The following is a 21,049-nucleotide window of genomic DNA, read 5'->3' as shown; positions in this document are numbered from 1 at the left end:
CCGCGTCGCCTGACGGGAACGGCTCGCTGCGCGCGGCGTTTGCATCCGCGGATGCCGGGACGATCGGAGGGTGGCCATGCGTCTGATCGAACTGCGTAGTCCCCTGCTGGACCCGGACGCGGTGGCGCTGAGCTTCGTGGTGCACGAGAGCCTGTCGCAGGAGCCGTCGTATCAGCTCGACCTGCTGAGCCACGACCCGGATCTGGATTTCGACGCGCTGCTCGGCTCGACGCTGTCGGCGGACATCGATCTGGGCGGAGGCGATGTGCGCACGTTCAACACGCACGTGTTCGGCGGTTACGACACGGGGCAGATGAGCGGGCAGTACACGTACACGCTGGAACTGAGGAGCTGGCTGTCGTTTCTCGCGGAGAACCGCAACAGCCGGATCTTCCAGAACGTGAGCGTGCCGCAGATCGTCGAGCAGGTGTTTCAGGGGCACCAGCGCAACGGTTATCGGTTCGAGCTGGAAGGCGCGTACGAGCCGCGCGAGTACTGCGTGCAGTTCCAGGAAACGGATCTGAACTTCGTGAAGCGGTTGCTGGAGGACGAAGGGATCTATTTCCGGGTCGAGCACGAGCAGGACCGTCACGTCGTCGTGATCTCGGATACGCAGCGGTTCGAGGATTTGCCGCTGCCGAACGATGAGCTCGAATACTTGCCGGACGGCGAGGAATCGCGAGCGATCCAGGGGCGCGAAGGCGTGCAGCGGTTGCAGCGCACGCGGCGGATCAAGTCGAACAACGTTGCGCTGCGCGACTTCGACTATCACGCGCCGTCGAACAAGCTCGATAGCGATGCGCGGCAGGAGTCGCCGCCGAATCTCGAGGGGATTCCGCTCGAATACTACGACTACGCCACGGGCTATCGGGACCCGGATCAGGGCGAGCGTCTCGCGCGCCTGCGGCTCGAAGCGCTTCAGGCGGAATCGCACACGCTGGTGGGCGAGGCGAATGCGCGCGCGCTGGCGACGGGCCGGGCGTTCACGCTGATCGGGCATCCGGCGCTGGGCCGCAATCGGCGGTACTACGTGACGAACAGCGAGCTGACGTTCATTCAGGACGGACCGGATAGTACGTCGCAGGGGCGCAACGTCGCGGTCAAGTTCCGCGCGCTCGCCGACGATCAGCCGTTCCGGCCGCTGCTCGTCACCAGGCGGCCGCGCGTGTCGGGTCTCCAGAGCGCGACGGTGGTGGGGCCGGAGATGTCGGAGGTGCATACCGACAAGCTCGGGCGCATCCGCGTGCATTTTCATTGGGACCGCTACAAGACGACCGAGGCCGATGCGTCGTGCTGGATTCGCGTGTCGCAGGCATGGGCGGGCAAGGGCTGGGGCGTGATCGCGATGCCGCGGGTCGGGCAGGAAGTGATCGTCGTGTATGTCGACGGCGATCTCGATCGGCCGCTCGCGACGGGCATCGTCTACAACGGCGAAAACCCGACGCCATACGACTTGCCGAAGGACATCCGCTACACGGGCCTCGTCACGCGCTCGATCAAGCGCGCGGGCGGTTTTCCGAACGCTAGCCAACTGACGTTCGACGACCAGCGCGGCGCGGAGCGCGTGATGATCCACGCGGAGCGCGACATGCAGCAGACGGTCGAGCGCAACAGCTCGACGTCGATCGCGCAGGACCTGAACCTGTCGGTGAAGGGGACGTCGACGTCGGTCGTCGGGATCTCGGTCAGCTTCACTGGGATCTCGGTGTCGTACACGGGGCTGTCGGTGAGCTTCACCGGCGTATCGGCGAGGTTCACCGGCCTGAGCACGTCGTTTACCGGCGTGAGCACGAGCTTCACCGGCGTGTCGACTTCGTTCACCGGCGTCGATACGAGCTTCACCGGCGTCTCGACCGGATTCAAGGGCGTCGACACGAGTTTCACCGGCGTCGCCACGTCGATGGTCGGCGTCGCGACGAGCATGACGGGCTCCAGCAATTCGGTGACGGGCGTGTCGAACAGCATGACGGGCATCTCGTCGTCGTGGAAGGACGTCAGCATGTCGACGACCGGCCAGTCGCAGAGCATCACCGGCGTGTCGCTGTCGTACACGGGCACGTCGAACAGCATGACGGGCACGAGCACGTCGGTGACGGGCACCTCGACGAGCATCACCGGCACGTCGATGTCGAACACCGGCAGCTCGACGAGCATCACGGGCACGTCGACGTCGACGACGGGCAGCTCGGTGAGCACGACGGGCTCGAGCATGTCGGCCACCGGCAGCTCGGTGAGCACGACGGGTTCGAGCGTATCGACGACGGGAAGCAAGATGTCGGTCACCGGCTTCAGCTTCTCGTATACGGGGGCGAGCTACGAGGACGTGGGCGTCGATCTGAAAAAGCTCGGGATGCAGACGAAGAACTGACCTATGCGACATATCAAACCACAAGCGGCCCTCGTGGCCACGACCAATACGCAGATCGGCGCGCAGCCGATGCTCGGCATCAGCGTCGGGATGGGATTCCGGCTCGATCAGCCGTCGATCCTCGTGCACGAAGCGGCTGTCTGGGAGGCGCTGAAGGCGGCCGCGCCTTCGCTGCCGCTGTACGAGGCCGCGTTGCCGAAGCAGCGCGCCGAATGGCTGCTCGCCGGCCACTCGGTGCACGCGGTCGCGCCGCTCGCTCGCTCGCGGGACGTCGACTGGACCGCCTGGGTCGAGCTCGACGGCGTGCGCAAGATCGTTTCGTGCGCGGCGCAGTCGGGCGACGAGCATGCGCCGGGGGGCTACGCGCGCATCGCGATCGATCACCGGCACGCGGCAGCGGGCGGCGCGCAGGAAAACCCGTTCGGCATGGCGTCCGGCACGCCGCCGTTGCAGCAACTGCGCACGTTCGGCGTCGGCCCCGCGCCGCTCGCGGCGATGGGCGCGATCGGCAGCGACTGGCCGGAGCGCACGCAATGGATGCCGGCGCGGCCGGGCACGGTCGACGCGATGGCGCAGGACGGCACGCACATGGGCTGGCCCGCGGACGTCGATCTGCGCTTCTTCCAGCAGGCGGCGCCCGACCAGTGGGCGCGCGGCGAATGCTGGACGCCCGGCGCGCCTTTCGAGATGAGCGGCTTCGGGCCGCAGGGCGAGGGCTTCGCGGGCGAGCTGCCGCGCATTGCGCCGGTCGCGCTCGTGACGCGCAACGGCCGGCCGGGGATCGAGCGCCTGACGTTCAAGCAGCAGACGGCGTGGTTCCTGCCCGATCGCGGCATCGGCGTGCTGTGGTGGAATGGCGCAGTCGCGCTCGACTTCCTGCTCGACGACAGCCCGACGATGCTCGTCACCGCATTCAAGGACGACGCCGAGCGCATCGACGTCGGCGCGCTGATGAAGTTCGCCGATCAGCGCGCCGATCTGAACTGCACCGATCCGCTGCAGCAGGCGGATCACGAACTGATGCCCGCCGTTGCGAGGGGCTGGACCTGGGAGATGATCCTCGACACGGAAGACCACCCGCGTTTCGCCCCGGCGCCGCGCGGCTATGAAGAAGTCCGTGCGCGGGTCGAGCAGAACCGCCGCGAGTTGGCCGAGGCGCGCGACGCGGGCGAGCGGCTCTCGGCATTCGAGGAAGCGAACCGCAACGCGAAGCTGCCGGGCGCGCCGCGCGGAGGCGAGAACTGGCGCACGCGGCTGCGCCAGGCGAAGACGCCCGAGCTCGCGAACGTGACGATTCGCGACGCCGATCTGTCGTCGATGCGCTTCGACGGCTGGAAGTTCGACGACGTGCGCTTCGAGCGCTGCACGTTCGATCGCAGCGAGTGGGCGAACTGCCGGCTCAATCAGGTGCATGCGGTCGATTGCTCGTTCGCCGACGTGAAGATGAGCGACGGCTGGTGGAAGGGCGGCAAGCTCCAGCGCTGCAATCTCGAGCGCGGCGCGTGGCTGAACGTCGAGATCGAGCGGATCTCGCTCGACGAGTGCCGGCTCGACGATCTGAAGGTTGCGGGCGGATCGTGGTCGATGCTGGCGGTGCAGGGGCGCGGCGGCGTGCGCGGCGACGTTCAGGATGTCCAATGGAATTCGGTGTCGTGGTCCGAGGTGAGCGCGCCGGGGTGGACCTGGACGCGCGTGCGCGCCGACGATCTCGCGATCGTCGAGTGCGGGATGGCGGGCCTCGCGGTGTCGCAATGCACGCTCGCGAAGCCGAGCATCCTGCTGACCGACCTGTCCGCGAGCATCTGGCAGCGCAGCATGCTGACGTTCGCGGTGCTGTCGCACGGCACGTCGATCAACGGCGCGCGGCTCACCGATTGCGTGTTCAAGTCGTCGAGCCTGCAGGAGCTGCGCGCGGACCGCGTGCAAATCGACCACTGCTCGTTCATGCAACTGAATGCGCAGCACCTGCATGCGCTGCAGTCGCACTGGAGCCGCACGGTGCTCGACGGCGCGAACGTGATGCATGCGCAACTGACGGGCACGTCGTTCGACCGCTGCTCGCTGAAGGAGGCGATGTTCTATGGCGCAGACATGCGGCAGACGCGGATGCGCGACTGCAATCTCGTCCGGGTCCGCACGTCGTGGATCCATCCTCCGGAAGCGGGCGCGTGGCGAGGCAATCTGAACGCCGGCCAGCTCGACGTGCCGAGGAGGGCGTGATGAGCAAGATCCGCTCGGCGGTGCCGCCGCCGCCGCTACCCGAAATCGTCGAGGGGCAGCGCTACGCATCGCCGCAGCGGGGCGTCGCGCTCGCGGACACGCTGTTCGTCGATTGCCACTTCGAGCGCGTCGAATGGACCGGCTGCCGGCTGTCGAACCTGCGCTTCGTGAACTGCACGTTCGATGCGAACCGTTTCGATCGCTGCGAGCTCGTGAAGCTCTCTCACGAATCGAGCCGGATCCGCACGGGCGCGTGGACGCAGAGCGCGCTGCAGCGCGTGACGTTCGACGAGTGCGAGATCGACGGCGGTACGTGGACGGGCTGCCTGCTGAAAGATGTCGTGTGCACGCAATCGAAGGGCGGCGCCTGGACGTTCGACGCCGTGCGCGGCGCGCACGTGTCGCTCGTCGCGGGTGACTACGCGGGCGTCACGCTGCGCGGCGGCCACTGGAGCGACACGTCGTGGATCGGCTGCCGGCTCGCCGATCTGCGGCTCGAATCGGTCGGGCTCGAGAACCTGATCGCCGGGCAAAGCGGCTGCGAGCGCGCGGTGCTCGTCGAATGCCGCGGGATCAACGTGCGCTGGATCGATTCGCGCATCGAACGGATGACCGTGCACGGCTGCGAGCTGAAGCAGGCCGCGTGGTCGCACAGCACATGGGCGACGGGCGAGATCCATGCGAGCCGGCTGCCGATCGCGAGCTTCGATCACGCGAGCGTCAACGGCCTGACCGTGACGAACAGCGAATTGCCGCAGGCGATCTTCGACAGCGCGAGCGTCGCGGACAGCGCGCTCCAGGGCGTGCGCGCGCCGCGCATCGCGTTGCGCGACGCATGGCTCACGCGCGTGAACCTGTCGGGCGCGCAATTGCAGCAGCTCGACGCGCGCGGCGCGCATCTGGAGCGCGTCGATCTGCGCGGCGCCGATTGCCGCGGCGGCAATCTGATCGGCCAGCTTCGCCACACGTGGGCGGCGGCCGATACGCGGGACGCGGTTTTCGAGGAAGCCACGAGCGCCGACGACCGGCTCTGGTGGCAGCGAGTGCAACCCGGAGCAAGAGGAGTTTGACGATGAGCACGCGGGAAATGGCTGTCGCGCACGACGCGCTTGCATACGAAGGCGACGACGATTCGGCGTCGCGTCGCGCGCTGACGCGAATCATGAAGGGCGGCGGGCGCGATGCCGATGCGAGCGCGCGCGCCGCGTCCGCGGACGTGCCGGCGCGCGAGTCGGCGCCGCCGGCGAACGCCGCCGCGACGACGGCGCTCGCGCGCATCGACGGCGAGCGCACGGCGGCGGGCGAATGGCGCGTCGCGTTGCGCCCGGGCGTCGTGCTGCGCGCGAAGAAGGCGGTGAGCTGCGTCGTCGCGCCTCGGGCGGGCGACCTCGTGCAGATCTGCCGCGAAGGCGAGCGGTGCTGGGTGCTCGCGGTGCTCGAGCGCGGCGGCGCGAGCGATGAAGCGAACGACAGGACCAACGACGAGGTGACGCTGGATTTCGGCGACGCGCACGTCGCGCTTCGCGCGCGCGACGTGCGCGTCGAGGCGCGCGATCGTTTGTCGCTCGAGGCCGCGCAGCTCGCGAGCCGCGCGCAGGTGGTGACGCAGGCGGCGGCCGAGCGCCAGACGCACGTGAGCGGCACCGACGCGACGCACGCGGGCAGCACGGTCGTCCACACCGAGCGGCACATGGCGATGCACGCGAAGAGCGCGGCCGTCACGGCGGCGTCGCTCCTGAAGATCGACGCCGGCCAGATCCACATGGGCTGAGCGTCGCTCGCGCCCGGTTTCTAGAAGGAGGCAATCATGTTTGCAAATTGCTCTGCGGGAGGGATGGCGATCGCGCCGGGGAACGACGTCTGCAAGACGCCGCCCCTCGCGATTCCCATGCCGTACACGAACATCGCGAACAAGCCGGAGGCCGTGCCGAACGTGCCGAACATCCTGATCAACGGCGGGCCGGCTCACAACATGAACACGATCATTCCGGTCACGCACAGCGACGAGCCGGGATCGATGGGCGGCGTCGCGTCGGGCACCGTGTCGGGGCCGTCGCGGCACGCGAAAGGCTCGAGCAAGGTGATGATCCAGGGCGCGCCGGAGACGCGCCTCACGGACACCAACCTGCCGAACAATCAGAACACGGCCGGCTTTTCCGCCGTTCCGTCGCAGACGATCACGATGACACTCAGCTAAGCATCGTGCGTCGCAAGATGGGCCCCTTCAAATCATTCGCGGCGGCGCTCGCGCTCGGCACGCTCGCCGGCTGCTCGATGTTCTCGTCGTCGAAGCCGGAAGAGCCGCGGCAACTGCACGTGACGCTCGTCGGCGGCAACCGGCTGAACGTCGCGCCGACGGGCGAGCCGCGGCCGGTGCAGACGTGCGTGTACGTCGTGACCGCGGCCGACTGGCTGCCGACGCAAGGCGGCGACGATTCGTCGTGCGCGTCGCGCGGGCAGGACAGCACGGTCGTCGCCGACTCGCGCCACGTGGTCGCGCCGAACCAGGTGCTGCAGTTCTCGCTGAACCTGCCGCGCTCGGGTGACCTGTGGCTCGTCGCCGACGCCGACTACGCGCGCCGGCCGACGAACTACGGGCCGCTGCGCGTGCGCATCGAGGGCCGCGGATTGATTCACATGGCCGTCTGGCTCGACCGCGACGGCATCTACAACGCGTTGTTGCCGGGGCCTGTGCCCGTCGGCGGCGCGCTCGCCGCATCGGCGGTCCGCACCGACGAGCCGCCGCCCGAGCGCAGGACGAAAACCACCTATGGGACAAGGAGAAGCAGGCAATGAGCAATCTGCCGGTAGGACCGGTCGCGTGGAGCGACGGCATGCTGATCGAGACGCAGCACTTCCAGCAGCTCGAGCGGCATCTCGCGCATCAGGCCGCGCTGCGGCTCGGTCAGACGTCGAATCACGGCTGGGGCTTCACGCTGCTCGATCTCGATCAGGACGGCCTCGGGCTCGGCAGGCTCGGGCTGCGCCACGCGCGCGGCGTGTTCCAGGACGGCACCGCGTTCTCGCTGCCGTCCGACGATCCGCTGCCGCCGCCGCTCGAGACCGAGTTCGCGCAGGCGGGCGACATCGCGTGCCTCGCGCTGCAGGCGGCGCGCACGGGCGGCCCGGAAATGGCGTTCGGCGACGTCGCGTCGGCGTCGCGCTATCGCGCGGTGTCGACCGAGGTGCCGGATCTCGCGGTCGGCCTCGACGCGCCCGGCACGCCGCGGCGCCTGACGATCGAGACCGGGCAGCTCGTCACGCGCCTTTGCTGGAAGTCGCAGTTGCGCTCCGACGAAGCCGCGCTGCCGATCGCGCGCGTGGCGGGCCGCAACGCGAGCCGCACCGTATCGCTCGACCCGCGCTTCATTCCGCCGCTCCTCGACACGCGCGCGCATCTCGTGCTGCGCTCGCTGATCGACGAGCTGCAGAGCACGTTGCGCGTGCGGCTCGCGAGCACGTCCGCGCAGCGCGTGCTGTCGACGGGCGGCGGCGTCGCCGATCTGATCGAGCTGCTGCTGCGCCAGGCGATCGCCGAGTACCGGATGCGCCTCGCGAACCTCGACGCGTTCGATCCGCTGCCGCCCGCGATGCTGTATCACGAGCTGGTCGGCCTGCTCGGGCGCCTGAGCGTGCTGCCGGGCGTCGACGAGGAGCTCGCCGACCGCGAGCTCGGCTACGACCACGACGATCTTCAGACGAGCTTCGAGCCGCTCGCGACGATGCTGCGCCAGGCGCTCGCGCGCGTGATCGAGACGCCGGTGCTGCCGCTGCGCTTCGAGGATCGCGGCGATCAGGTGCACATCTGCATCATCGACAAGCAGTGGAACCTGAAGAAACTGATTTTCGCGTTTTCGGCCGCGATGCCGGCGGAGAAGCTGCGGCAACTGTTGCCGCAGCAGACGAAGCTGGGCGCCGTCGAGCAGATCCAGAAGCTCGTGGACCTGCAACTGCCGGGCGCGCGCCTGAACGCGCTGCCCAATCCCCCGCGCCAGATTCCCTACTACGCCCAAAGCACGTACTTCGAAGTGGAATCGACCGATCCGTTCTGGAAGCAGACCCTCGCCGGCTCGGCGATGGCGCTGCGCATCGTCGGCGATTTCCCCGATCTTCGCTTCGAAGCCTGGGGGCTGAGAGACGGCAAGGTGGCGTGAACCACGACATGAGACGCAATCTGCTATGAGCCTGCTACGAAATCTTTCCACTACGCTGCGCCGCGTATCGATGGCATCCAACATGCTCGATCGCGCGGCGGCGAATCCGGATCTCGCGACGCGGATACCGACGCTGTCGTCGCTGTCCAGCGCGGCGATGTCGAGCTCCGCCGTGTCGACCGCCGGCACGACGAACGTGGCTGCGTCGGGCGCCGCCGCGTCGGTGGCCGGATCCGCGGCTGCGGACGCGCCGCCGCATGCCGACGGCTCGCCGCGCAATCCGGCGGTGCTGCAGTTTCCGGTGCCGGGCGGCGCGCACGCACCCGCCGACGCGCGGGGCGCGGCGCCCGTCGTCTACAGCGCGCAGGGCGAGCAGGCCGCGATCATGAAGGCGGGCCTGCAGCAGGCGAGCTGGAACAACCCGTTCGTGTCGCACGCGTTGCCCGCGGTGCTGCAATTGCAGCGGCATCTCGCGGCCGGGCCGCTCAATCAGGCCGCGATCCGCACGCAGCTCGGTCTCGAAGTGCGGCTCTACCGCGAGCGGCTCGCCGGCTCCGGCTGCGAATGGGAACAGATCCGCGATGCGTCGTATCTGCTGTGCACGTATCTCGACGAGACTGTCAACGATTCGGCGCGCGAGCATTCGCAGGTCGTCTATGACGGCGAGCGCAGCCTGCTCGTCGAGTTCCACGATGACGCATGGGGCGGCGAGGACGCGTTCGCCGACCTGTCGCGCTGGATGAAGGCGGACCAGCCGCCGGTTCCGCTTCTCTCGTTCTACGAACTGATCCTGTCGCTCGGCTGGCAGGGCCGCTACCGCGTGCTCGATCGCGGCGACGTGCTGTTGCAGGACCTGCGCTCGCAACTGCACGCGCTGATCTGGCATCACGTGCCGCCCGAGCCGCTCGGCACCGAGCTCGTCACGCCCGCGAAGCGGCGCCGCTCGTGGTGGACGGCCGGCCGCGCGGCGGCCGTCGCGCTCGGCGTGCTCGTGCTCGCGTACGGCGCGATCAGCCTCTGGCTCGATTCGCAGGGGCGGCCGATCCGCAACGCGCTCGCCGCGTGGATGCCGCCCACGCGCACGATCAACATCGCCGAGACGCTGCCGCCGCCGCTGCCGCAGATCCTCACGGAAGGATGGCTCACCGCGTACAAGCATCCGCAAGGATGGCTGCTCGTGTTCAAGAGCGACGGCGCGTTCGACGTCGGCAAGGCGAAGGTCCGGCCGGACTTCATGCACAACATCGAGCGGCTCGGCCTCGCGTTCGCGCCGTGGCCGGGCGACCTCGAGGTGATCGGCCACACCGATTCGCGGCCGATCCGCACGAGCGAGTTCCCGGACAACCAGGCGCTGTCGGAAGCGCGGGCGCGCACCGTCGCCGATGAACTGCGCACGACCGCGCTGCCGGGCGGCGCGCGCGCGCCGGAGAACGCGGTGCAGCGCAGCATCGAGTATTCGGGGCGCGGCGACGCGCAGCCGATCGACACCGCGAAGACGGCCGCCGCTTACGAGCGCAACCGCCGCGTCGACGTGCTGTGGAAGGTGATTCCCGACGGCGCGTCGCAACCGGGCCGCAGCCTGAATCTGCAGCAGCCGGAGAAGCCCGGCCAGGTCCCGATGCGTCCGGCGATGCCGGAAGGCGTCGAGATCGCGCCTGAAGGGCAACTGCCGTATGCGACGACGGAGATCACGACCGCGACGCCAACCACGATGCCAGCAACGACGCAAGCGACGAGACCGACCACGGAGGGCCGTCAGCCATGATCCGCACGAGCTTGAGAGTTTTCGCGGCGATTCTGATCGCGATCCTGATCTGGTGGGTGGGGCCGCTCTTCGCGTTCGGCATCTATCACCCGCTCGGCCCCGTGTGGGTGCGCGAGATCCTCGTCGCGCTCGTGCTGATCTGGGGCTTCTGGCCGACGCTCGCGCGGCTCTGGGCGCGGCTCGCAATGAGTCCGCGGCAGGTGAAGGTCGCGCCGAAGACGAAGCAGCTCGATTTCGTCGACAAGCATTTGCGCAACCTCGACCAGCAATTGAAGGAGCGCTGGCGCAAGGAGCCGCGCAGCCGCTGGAAGCGCGGGATCGGCGCGCTCACGCGCGAGCATCGCGCGATGCTGCCGTGGTATCTGGTGCTCGGCTCGGAGGGCAGCGGCAAGTCGAGCCTCGTCGCGAAGGCGGTCAGCGTGTCCGGCTCGCTGCAGGACCGCGTGCTCGGCTCCGACGCCACTTACGGGCGCGGCGACGATTTCAACTTCCGGATCACGCGCGAGGCCGTGTGGTTCGACGTCGGCGGCCGCTGGAGCCTGCGCGCGGGCGTCGACGAGGGTGAGCTCGATGCGTGGCGCAAGCTGCTGCGCGGGATGAGGCGGCTGCGCAAGGGCGCGCCGATCAGCGGCGTCGTGCTGTGCGTCGACGGCGCCGACATGGTCGATGCGCCGCTCGATGCGCGCAAGCGCCTCGCCGATTCGGTGCGCGCGCGGCTCGACGAAATGCGCGAGGCGTTCGGCCAGCAGGTGCAGGTGTACGTCGCGCTGAACGGGCTCGACCGGCTCGACGGCGCGGTGTCGACGCTGTCGCTGCTCGACGCGTCGAAGTGGGCGAAGGGCGTCGGCTTCAGCCTGCCCGACGACGGCGCCGAAGCCGACGCGGCGCGCGCGGACGCGACGTGGCAGCACGCGTTGCAAGGGCTGCAGCGGCGCGTCCAGCAGCAGGTGCTGTATTCGGCGCCCGCCGCGACCGAGGTGTCGATGAACCACGCGCAATTGCGTTTCGTCGAAACGCTCAGCCGGCTGCAGAAGGCGCTCGTCGCATGGCTGCACGTCGCGCTCGCGCCGGGCGAAACGCATACGGCCGCGCGGTTGCGCGGCGTGTGGCTCGGCTCGATGGCCGAGCTTGCGCAGGCGCATCCGGCGGGCGCGGCGGGCGCCGGCTCGTCGGAGCTGCCCGTGCCGTCACGGCCGCTCAGCGAGCTGTGGACGCCGCTCATCCGGCAGGTGTCGCTCGAGCGCGATGCGGTGCGGCCGAGCGGCCCGAAGTCGTGGCGCGGCCGCCTCGGCGGGGCGCTGCGCTGGAGCGCGGTGCCGATCGTCGCGTTGGGCCTCCTGCTGTGGTTCGGCTGGGGCTACGTCACCGAGCGCGATTATCTGGACGGCGTCTGGGCGCAGTTCACCGAGGCGAAGCGGCTCGCGCAGGCCGAGGCGTCCTATGGCAACGACGGCGGCTCGACGCTCATCGAGATCGCGAACCAGATGCGCTATGCGCAGTTGCAGGCCGAGGACGCCGCACAGGGGATGGCCACGCCGTACTTCGAGCACGGGCTCGTCGCCGAGACGGCGCGCGACACCTATTACCGGCACTTGCAGAAGATGCTGATGCCGGAGCTGTACAACGAAGTGCGGCGCACGCTCGTGTCGCAGGTCGACGGCAGCCCGGGCGACATCTATCAGACGCTGAAGGTCTACCTGATGCTCTGTCGTCCTGATCGACGCTCGGCGGACGACGTCGTGCGCTGGCTCGACGGCCGCTGGGACGCGCTCGCGGGCGGCCAGTACTCGGACGACGACCGCCGCTCGCTGCTCGCGCACGTGCGCACGCTGATATCGCTGAAGAATGTGCCGGCGACGCCGGAGGACGCGAACCTCGTGCGCTCGGCGCGCGCGAAGGCCGCGCAGATTCCGCTCGTCACGCGCGTGCTGCAGCACATCCACGCGCAGGGGCTGCCGCAGCAGGTCAACGACATCTCGCTGTCGCGCGCGGCGGGCTTCGAGGCGTCGATGAGCCTGCGCATGCGCAGCAACGTGCCGTCGACCGACACCGCGGTGTCCGGCTGGTTCACGCGCGCGGGCTACACGGACGTGTTCGTGCCGCGCCTGCAGAAGAGCGCGCGCGCGATGCTCGAGGAAGAGAGCTGGGTGTTGCGCGACGAGACGCTGTCCGGCAACAGCTTCCAGATCGACGGACTCGTGCAGAAGCTCGCCGATTCCGCGCGCAACCAGTTCCTTCAGGACTATATCTCCGCGTGGCAGAACTTCCTGAACGACGTGACGGTGCGCGGCGTGACGGGCCTCGACGATGCGTCGCAGCTCGCGGCCGCGATGATGGAGGCGCAATCGCCGCTCGCGAACCTGCTGCGCTTCGCCGCGCGCGAGACGACGCTAACGGGCGCGAGCGACGAGGGCAACATCGATAGCTGGATCGATCGCCAGAAGTATCGCTTCGAGAAGGGGCGGCGGCAGGTCGTCGGCGAGCTGAGCGGCCAGCATTACCGGACGGTGCTGCTGCCCGAGCACGTCGTCGAGGAGCACTTCCAGGCGATCCGCCAGCTCGCCGCTCAGTTGAACCGCAACAACACGATTGCGAACAATCCGCTGTCGCGCCTGTTCGAGCCGCTGTACCGGCAGCTCGGCCTCGTCAACGGCGCGCTGCAGGCGGGCCAGGTGCTGCCCGCGCAGTACGACGCGTTCTCGCGGCTGAAGGAGACGGCCGCGCGTCAGCCGGAGCCCGTGCGCGGCATCATGCTCGACCTCGTGAGCAGCGGCAGCACGATGACGACGCGCGAATCGGGCGCGCTGCTCAATCGCGGCGCGGCGGGCGCGACGAAGATGGTCTGCGATCAGGGCTTCACGGGCCGCTATCCGATGCGCCGCAACGCGCAGGCGGATGCGGGCGTCGAGGACTTCGAACGATTGTTCAGCTCGCAGGGGCTGATGGCGACGTACTTCCGCGATCACCTCGCCGCCTATGTCGATACGTCCGCGAAGCCGTGGCAGGCGCTGCGCTCGAACGGCGGGCCGAACGGGTTGGTCAGCCAGTCGGTCCTCAGCTCGTACGAGACGGCCGATCGCATCCGCGGCGCGATGCTCGACGATTCGGGGCACCTGCGCGTGTCGACCGTGCTGCGCTTCATCGACATGGATTCGCAGTTGTCCGAAGCGCAACTGAGCGCCGCCGGCCAGACGGTGCGCTTCGCGCACGGCGTGACGTCGCCGCACCGGGTCGACTGGACCAATCAGAACACGCAGCTCGCGATCAAGCTGCAACTGAAGTCCGTCGACGGCCGGATGACGACGCTGCAGTTCGACGGGCCGTGGGCGCTGTTCCGCTTCTTCGACGCGGGGCAGGCAGTGGGCGGCACGGGCACCGCGGACCGGCGCGAGCGGCTCTATCAGACGAGCCTCGGCACGGTCCGCATCGAATGGCAGGCGCTCACGCTGCCGTCGCCGATATGGTCGGGCATCCTGCAGTCGTTCAGGTGTCCGTCGTGATGCGTCGAGCATCGCTATTCATGCGCCGCAGGGCGCGCACACTGGAAAGGAGCAAGACATGATTGATCCGAAGGAAATCTTCGCTGCATGCAACAACGCGCACCAGTACGGGCAGGACGCGAGCGGCTCGATGGCCAAGCCGTTCATCGATTCGATTCCGGATCTGTCGACGGCGTCGTCGAGCAACGCGAGCAACCTGATCGGCAACGTGCAGCAGGTCGGCTCGAAGATGCTCGAGCACATGTCGACGATCAAGTCCGCGGTCGACAAGCAGGTGATGATCCATCAGGACAACCAGCAGCGCCAGAAGACCTACGACTTCAACGTCGACATGCGGGACCTGCGTCCGACCAACGCGGTCGGCTTCCCGGAGGAGATGCCGTCGATCTTCTTCGCGCCGTTCAGGACCGGCAAGTGATGCGCTTCGGCTGCGTGGGCAGTTGTGTCGGCGTCAGCGCGCTGCGGCCGCGGGCGTCGTCGCGCGTCGCGCGATGCCTGGCGATGCACAGGCGAATTCCGGGCGCGCGCCGGCGCGCCCGTTTCAATCTTTTGTGAGGAATGGAGAGATGTCGATGAAGAAGCAAATCGTGGCGGGGATCGTGGTGGGGCTCGTGTCGATGAGCAGCCAGGCGCAACTGGGCCAACTGTTCCAGTCGGTGAAGGAGCAGGTGACGCAGGCGGCGACGTCGCAGGTCAACCAGGGCGTGCGCTCGGCGACCGACGAGGCGGTGCAGGCGACGTCGACGCGCACGCGCAAGGCGATCGACTCGGTGCGCTCGCCGTCGTCGTCGCCCGCGGCCACGTCGACTTCGACGACCGCGGAGACGAACGACGCGACGCTGAACGAAGCGCGCAAGTAACGGCCGGCGCGCCGTGCCGGACGGCTTTCGCGGCGCGTGGCGCGTGACGTGTGGCGCGACCGTCGCGAAAGCCGCTTGAATAAGCGTAAAACTATCGTATAAACATCGATTTGCGTATGCAGTAATCGAGACTCTTCTCGGAATCAACCAGGAGTGTTTTATTGGCGGAAAGGGAGCGTATTCATGTTCCAGACTTCGATAATCAGCGTCGTCGGCATATTGGTGGCGATTGTCTTGATTTTCGTGGTGGTGACGACGTCAAAGACTTTGTCGATGGTGATGTCGTCGGTTCGGGCTCAGACCGTCGTGAAGAACGGTTATGAGGCGGTGGCCGACGTCTTGAGCATCGGTCAAACCGGCGTGACGCTGAATAACGTGCCGATGATGCGGATCGAGCTGCGCGTTCACCACAATGGCGCATCGTGGGACGTGACGATCAAGCAATTCATCGATTTGGGGAATATCCCGCGCGTCGGCGAGCGGGTGCGGGTGATGGTCGATCCGGCGGACAACGGCCGCGTGTCATACGTGGGGCTGGCCGGCGTCGGGCGTTGATTCCGGTGCGCGGCGGCCGATGGCGATCAGGGTGCGATGTCATTTCCCGGAAGCGGTGCCGTAAATGCACGATTAAGCTTATTTGAAAATTCCATATCGGCATGATGGTGGTGAGCAAGTGCATTTTTGAAGCCCGATTCGAAATTCGAAAATAGATTTAAAAATGTTTACATTTGGGATTTGATATCTTATGCTGCATCGCAGAATTCTCAGTTCAATAAGACACGTCGCCGCACGGCGTAATTCGGGCGGCAGGATGTCGGGAAGCGGTTAATCCTTCAAGAGGCGTCATGCGAGTAAGAGGCGCTGGAGACCACGGGCCGAAGGCAGCGGGATGACCGTGTTGGGCCTGGTGGGAGCGTATTGCCGGTTGGATAGGTGACGAGGCGATGCGCGGCTCCGGCGGGTGGGTAGCCGCCGCGGCGCGCGAGGCAGGGCGTGCGGATCGCGCGGGAGGGCGTGCGGCTACGTGTTGGCGTCCTGTCAAGGGCGCGGGATCAGCTCATTTGCCGAGCAGATGCGGGAGATACGCCATGCCTATCGAGAAACAGGTTGTAGCGCTGCCGAGCGGACTGAAGGTCCACGTCGAGCGTCACGTGTTCGATCCGGCCTTCGAGACGGTCATCCTCGTGAACGGCGCGCTGGCGACGAGCGCGTCGTTCGGCCAGACGATTCGCTACCTGGGCGAACGCGTGAACGCGGTGTGCTTCGATTTGCCGTACGCGGGGCAGTCGCGCCAGCACAATCCGGGCGAGTACATTCTGACGAAGGACGACGAGGTCGAGATTCTGCTGCACCTGGCCGAGCGGTTCGAGCCGAGCTTCATGCTGTCGGTGTCGTGGGGCGGGGTGGCGTCGCTGTTCGCGCTGGCGCGCGGGTGCGCGAGCGTGCGGCGGGCGGTGATCGCGTCGTTCTCGCCGTTCCTGAACGAGGCGATGACGGACTATGTGACGCGCGCGCGCGATCACATTGCGGCGGGCGAGAACCTGAAGGCGGCGCAGTTGCTCAACGACACGGTGGGGCGCTACCTGCCGCGGATCATGAAGCTGTACAACTACCGGTATCTGACGAAGCTGCCGCGCAACGAGCAGGACCAGGTGGCGTTCCACGTCGACCAGATCCTGTCGATGCAGCCGGAGCAGTATCTGCCGGAGTTCCGCCAGATCGGCTGCGCGGTGAAGTTCATCAACGGCGAGCTGGACGAGTACACGACGGCGTCGGACGTGCGGCGGCTGGCGGCGTACGTGCGGCGCGCGGAGTTCGCGACGATCCGGCAGGCGGGGCACTTCCTGGACCTCGAGGGGCGTCAGCCGCAGGAGCAGCTCCGCGCGTCGATCCTGGGCTTCTTCGGCGACGAGCGGGCGAGTGCGGCGCGCGACGACGCGCAGGACGAGACGCTCGCGCCGCTCGGTCCGCCGCTGGGCCAATTGCCGGCGCTGTCGTAGCGGCGGGCATCGGCCGTGACGCACCGGCGGGCGAGGCTCCTTCAATCAGACAGGCAAACGCGGCGCGAGGCGATGGTCAGGCACATCGGCATGACGCAGGCGTTCGTTCGGCGGCAGGCGGACGGATCCGGCCGGGGATGGACGATCCGGTTCGAACGTTTGGCGAGGCCGGATGTGCCGCCGGCTGCCGCGCGGGATGGGATGACGAAGCGATGGCGAAGGTAATCGTGACGGCGATCGGGTCGGCGGGCGACGTGCATCCGCTGCTGGGGGTGAGCCGGGCGCTGTCGGCGCGCGGCCACGAGGTGGTGTTCTGCACGCACGCGCCGTTCGAGGCGGCGGTGCGCGCGAGCGGGTTCGCGTTCGTGCCGGTGGGCACGGCCGAGGACTACGCGCAGGCGATGGCGGACCCGGCGCTGTGGGAACCGCGCACGTCGTTCCGGACGCTGTGGCGGGTGATCGCGCCGGTGGTGCGGCCGCACTTCGACGTGCTGCGCGCGCTGAGCGACGCGGACACGGTGCTGGTGGGCACGCTGTGGGCGTTCTCGGCGCGGCTGATGCAGGAGCGCTTCGGCACGCGCTACGTGTCGGTGCAGGTGTCGCCGTCGACGCTGCTGTCGGCGCACGCGCCGCCGACGCACAAGCGGCTAACGATCCCGGCGGGGTTGCCGCTGGCGGTGAAGGCGGGGCTGATGACGCTGATCGAGCGGCAGGTGCTGGACCGGGTGTGCGGCCCGGAGCTGAACGCGGCGCGGCAGGCGCTGGGCCTGGCGCCGGCGAAGCGGATCCTGGGGCGGTGGCTGCATTCGACGGACGGGGTGCTGTGCCTGTTTCCGTCGTGGTTCGCGCCGGCGCAGCCGGACTGGCCGGCGAATTGCGTGCAAAGCGGGTTTGCGCTGTTCAACGACGCGGGGCCGGCGCAGGCGGATGCGGAGCTGGAGGCGTTCGTCGCGTCGGGCGAGGCGCCGGTGGTGTTCACGGCGGGCTCGACGCGGGTGGACGGCCGCACGTATGAGCGGGCGGTGACGCAGGTGCTGCGGGCGACGGGCGTGCGGGGGATTCTGCTCGCGCCGGACGCGCCGGCGGCATGGGATGGGACGACGGGGCCAACGGCAGCGAAGACGCCGGGCGCGGCGCTGCTCAAGCGCCGCTACGTGCCGCTCGCGGCGCTGCTGCCGCGGTGCCGGGCGCTGGTGCATCACGGCGGGATCGGCACGGCGTCGCTGGCGTACGCGGCGGGCGTGCCGCAGGTGGTGACGCCGTTCGCGCACGACCAGTTCGACAACGCGCAGCGGGTGGCGGCGAGCGGCTGCGGGGTGCGGCTGGACGCGCCGGTGCGCGGCGAGCCGCTGGCACGGGCATTGGCGCGCGTGCTGGGCGACGCGGCGCTGGCCGCGCGCTGCGCCGAGGTGCGCGCGCGCATGGCGGCGCAGCCCGACGGCTGCGACGAGGCGGCGCGCTTCATCGAGCGCTTCGCGCCGGGCGTCGCGGCGCGGCAGGCGCAGCCGGCATGAGCGCGCAGGCGTTGCCGGCGGATCGGGCCAGGGCCGGCGTGGCGCCGCCCGCCGTCGCGCCGCTGCGCGGGGCGAAGCTCGCGCTGCTGACGTTCGCGCTGTCGCTCGCGACGTTCATCGAGGTGCTGGACTCGACGGTGGCGAACGTCGCGGTGCCGGCGATCTCGGGCAGCCTCGGGGTGGCGAACAGCCAGGGCACGTGGGTGATCAGCTCGTACTCGGTGGCCGCGGCGATCGCGGTGCCGCTCACGGGGTGGCTCGCGCGGCGGGTGGGGGAGCTCAGGCTGTTCGTCGTGTCGGTGCTTCTGTTCACGCTGACGTCGCTGCTGTGCGGGCTCGCGCGGGACCTGGAGGTGCTGGTGGCGTGCCGGGCGCTGCAGGGGCTGTTCTCGGGGCCGATGGTGCCGCTGTCGCAGACGATCCTGATGCGCGCGTTCCCGCCGGCCAGGCGCACGCTGGCGCTGGCGCTGTGGGGGATGACGGTGCTGCTCGCGCCGATCTTCGGGCCGGTGGTGGGCGGCTGGCTGATCGACAACTTCTCGTGGCCGTGGATCTTCCTGATCAACCTGCCGATCGGGCTGTTCTCGTTCGCGGTGTGCGCGCTGATGCTGCGGCCGCAGGCGCAGCGGGGCGAGGCGAGTCCGATCGACGTGCCGGGGATCGTGCTGCTGGTGATCGGCGTGGGCGCGCTGCAGGCGATGCTGGATCTGGGCCACGACCGGGGGTGGTTCGATTCGCCGCTGATCACGGGGCTGGCGATCACGGCGGGGTGTCGCTCGTGTCGCTGCTGATCTGGGAGCTGGGCGAGGCGCATCCGGTGGTGGAGCTGAGCCTGTTCCGGGAGCGGACCTTCACGTTCTGCGTGGTGATCATCTCGCTGGGGATGATGAGCTTCTCGGTGGTGGGGGTGGTGTTTCCGCTGTGGCTGCAGGCGGTGATGGGGTACACGGCGTACCAGGCGGGGCTGGCGACGGCGTCGATGGGGGTGCTGGCGCTGGCGTTCTCGATCCTGGTGGGGCTGTACGCGAGCCGGCTGGACGCGCGGGTGCTGGTGACGTTCGGGTTCGGGGTGTTCGCGGCGGTGATGTGGTGGAGCACGCACTTCACGCTGTCGATGACGTTCGCGCAGGTGGTGACGCCGCGGCTGATCCAGGGGATGGGGCTGCCGTGCTTCTTCATCCCGCTGACGGCGGCGACGCTGTCGCGGGTGCCGGACGACAAGCTGGCGGCGGCGTCGAGCCTGTCGAACTTCCTGCGGACGCTGTCGGCGGCGTTCGGCACGGCGCTGAGCGTGACGTGGTGGGACAACCGGGCGACGTATCACTACGCGGTGGTGTCGCAGTCGGTGACGCGCGCGTCGGAGAACACGCAGCGGTACGTGGACGCGCTGCACGCGATGGGGCTGCACGGCGTGCGCGAGCTGAGCTCGCTGCACCAGGTGGTGCGGCAGCAGGCGTACATGATGGCGACGAACGACATGTTCTGCATGGCGAGCGCGACGTGCCTGCTGCTGGCGGGGCTGATGTGGCTGACACGGCCGAAGCGGGGCGCGGCGGCGCCGCTCGGGCATTGAGGCGAAGGCGAGCGGCGATGCATCGAAGTCCTGAGGAGGCGGCGCATCGCCGCGATGGCGAGGCGAGCACGCCGAAGCTCGAACCACGGAAGGAGGAAGGAAGAGCGATGACGACCCTGGGCGCGCTGGTGATTCTGTATGACCCGACGGACGAGCAGTTGTCGGGGCTGGAGGCGCTCGCGCGCGACAGCGATGCGCTCGCGGTGATCGACAACACGCCGCACGAGCACGCGGCGGCGCGCGAGCGGGTGCGCGCGCTGTCGGCGCGGACGAGGGTCGTGTGGCAGCACCACGGCAACCGCGGCGGGGTGGCGGGCGCGTACAACGCGGGGCTGTCGGCGCTGTTCGCGCAGGGCGTCGAGGCGGTCGCGCTGTTCGACCAGGACTCGACGGTGCCGGCCGCGTACTTCGCGCGGATGCGCGAGGCGTGCGCGCAACTGGGCGCGGGCGCGCACGCGGGCGCATTCATCGCGGGGCCGCGGATCTACGACGCGAACGAGCGGCGCTTCCTGCCGGTGCTGATGACGAGCGGCGTGACGGTGCGCCGCGTGCGGGTGGAGGGCGAGACGGGGCCGCGGCGCTGCGCGTTCCTGATCTCGTCGGGCAGCGTGATCTCGCGGGCCGCGTACGCGCGGCTCGGGCGATTCGACGAGGCGCTGTTCATCGATCACGTCGACACCGAGTATTGCCTGCGCGCGCTCGCGCACAACGTGCCGCTGTACGTGGTGCCGTCGCTCGTGCTGACGCACCGGATCGGCGCGCGGCGCCGGCACAAGGTGGGGCCGTTCGAGCTGACGGCGATGCATCACGGGTGGCTGCGCCGGTACTACGGCGCGCGCAACGCGATGCAACTGGGGCTGCAGTACGGGTTGCGGTTTCCGGTGGCGCTGGTGCCGACTCTGCTGACGCTATGGCAGGTGGTTCAGGTGGTGCTGTGCGAGCGGGAGAAGGGCGCGAAGCTGCGGGGGATCGCGCTGGGCGTGCTCGACGGCCTGTTCGGGCGGCTGGGATCGTTCGACGATGCGCGCGCGGGCGCGGCGGCGCGCGAGCCGGTGCGGCAGGAATGACCGGAGCAGGCCGGACAGAGGGATATGA

The 21,049-nt window shown here is 68.8% G+C and carries 15 protein-coding genes and 1 pseudogene; all 16 read left to right on the top strand.

Annotated features, from left to right (window positions below; genetic code table 11):
- Positions 1-76 precede the first annotated feature (76 nt).
- Positions 77-2,368, top strand: coding sequence for a type VI secretion system tip protein VgrG (vgrG, locus tag WT16_RS20685; RefSeq protein ID WP_063534092.1), 2,292 nt, complete (start codon positions 77-79; stop codon positions 2,366-2,368).
- Between the two features lie 3 nt (positions 2,369-2,371).
- Positions 2,372-4,588: a pentapeptide repeat-containing protein gene (locus tag WT16_RS20680; protein WP_063534091.1), complete on the top strand. Its 2,217-nt coding sequence runs from the start codon at positions 2,372-2,374 to the stop codon at positions 4,586-4,588.
- Positions 4,588-5,658, top strand: coding sequence for a pentapeptide repeat-containing protein (locus WT16_RS20675; protein ID WP_063534090.1), 1,071 nt, complete (start codon positions 4,588-4,590; stop codon positions 5,656-5,658). Before WT16_RS20680 ends, WT16_RS20675 begins: the two co-directional genes overlap by 1 nt.
- Before the next feature lie 2 nt (positions 5,659-5,660).
- The gene (locus WT16_RS20670) at positions 5,661-6,359 is read left to right on the top strand and encodes a DUF3540 domain-containing protein (RefSeq protein ID WP_059931559.1); all 699 of its coding nucleotides are present in this window, start codon (positions 5,661-5,663) and stop codon (positions 6,357-6,359) included.
- Positions 6,360-6,395: 36 nt separating this feature from the next.
- The gene (locus tag WT16_RS20665) at positions 6,396-6,785 is read left to right on the top strand and encodes a DUF4150 domain-containing protein (protein WP_009914464.1); all 390 of its coding nucleotides are present in this window, start codon (positions 6,396-6,398) and stop codon (positions 6,783-6,785) included.
- A gap of 5 nt (positions 6,786-6,790) precedes the next feature.
- Complete coding sequence (locus tag WT16_RS20660) at positions 6,791-7,384, top strand: type VI secretion lipoprotein TssJ (RefSeq protein WP_063534089.1); 594 nt, start codon at positions 6,791-6,793, stop codon at positions 7,382-7,384.
- Positions 7,381-8,742, top strand: a complete 1,362-nt coding sequence (gene tssK, locus WT16_RS20655) for a type VI secretion system baseplate subunit TssK (protein ID WP_063534088.1) — start codon at positions 7,381-7,383, stop codon at positions 8,740-8,742. Before WT16_RS20660 ends, tssK begins: the two co-directional genes overlap by 4 nt.
- A gap of 82 nt (positions 8,743-8,824) precedes the next feature.
- On the top strand, positions 8,825-10,507 hold the full coding sequence (icmH, locus tag WT16_RS20650) for a type IVB secretion system protein IcmH/DotU (protein ID WP_015603955.1): 1,683 nt from the start codon (positions 8,825-8,827) through the stop codon (positions 10,505-10,507).
- The gene (tssM, locus tag WT16_RS20645) at positions 10,504-14,007 is read left to right on the top strand and encodes a type VI secretion system membrane subunit TssM (protein ID WP_063534087.1); all 3,504 of its coding nucleotides are present in this window, start codon (positions 10,504-10,506) and stop codon (positions 14,005-14,007) included. Before icmH ends, tssM begins: the two co-directional genes overlap by 4 nt.
- 58 nt (positions 14,008-14,065) lie before the next feature.
- The gene (locus tag WT16_RS20640) at positions 14,066-14,425 is read left to right on the top strand and encodes a DUF6277 family protein (RefSeq protein ID WP_006029749.1); all 360 of its coding nucleotides are present in this window, start codon (positions 14,066-14,068) and stop codon (positions 14,423-14,425) included.
- 22 nt (positions 14,426-14,447) lie between these two features.
- Complete coding sequence (locus tag WT16_RS20635; protein ID WP_063534086.1) at positions 14,448-14,867, top strand: hypothetical protein; 420 nt, start codon at positions 14,448-14,450, stop codon at positions 14,865-14,867.
- Positions 14,868-15,146: 279 nt separating this feature from the next.
- Positions 15,147-15,422 (top strand): hypothetical protein, encoded by a 276-nt coding sequence (locus WT16_RS20630; RefSeq protein WP_063534921.1) that lies wholly within the window; start codon positions 15,147-15,149, stop codon positions 15,420-15,422.
- 533 nt (positions 15,423-15,955) lie between these two features.
- A complete protein-coding gene (locus WT16_RS20625; protein ID WP_006029873.1) occupies positions 15,956-16,867 on the top strand; it encodes an alpha/beta hydrolase in 912 nt (303 codons plus the stop codon).
- A 212-nt stretch (positions 16,868-17,079) separates the two neighbouring features.
- Entirely contained in the window at positions 17,080-18,381 is a 1,302-nt protein-coding gene (locus WT16_RS20620; RefSeq protein ID WP_063534920.1) for a nucleotide disphospho-sugar-binding domain-containing protein, read from the top strand.
- A pseudogene (locus WT16_RS20615) lies at positions 18,378-19,954 on the top strand (DHA2 family efflux MFS transporter permease subunit). The gene WT16_RS20620 and the pseudogene WT16_RS20615 overlap by 4 nt, the downstream one beginning before the upstream one ends.
- Positions 19,955-20,061: 107 nt before the next feature.
- Positions 20,062-21,021: a glycosyltransferase family 2 protein gene (locus WT16_RS20610; protein WP_015603761.1), complete on the top strand. Its 960-nt coding sequence runs from the start codon at positions 20,062-20,064 to the stop codon at positions 21,019-21,021.
- Positions 21,022-21,049: the final 28 nt, after the last annotated feature.

The organism is Burkholderia sp. MSMB1589WGS (assembly GCF_001636105.1).
Lineage (GTDB): Bacteria > Pseudomonadota > Gammaproteobacteria > Burkholderiales > Burkholderiaceae > Burkholderia > Burkholderia humptydooensis.
The sequence above is the reverse complement of the archived record's forward strand: the minus strand, read 5'-3'. Positions and strand labels throughout refer to the sequence as shown.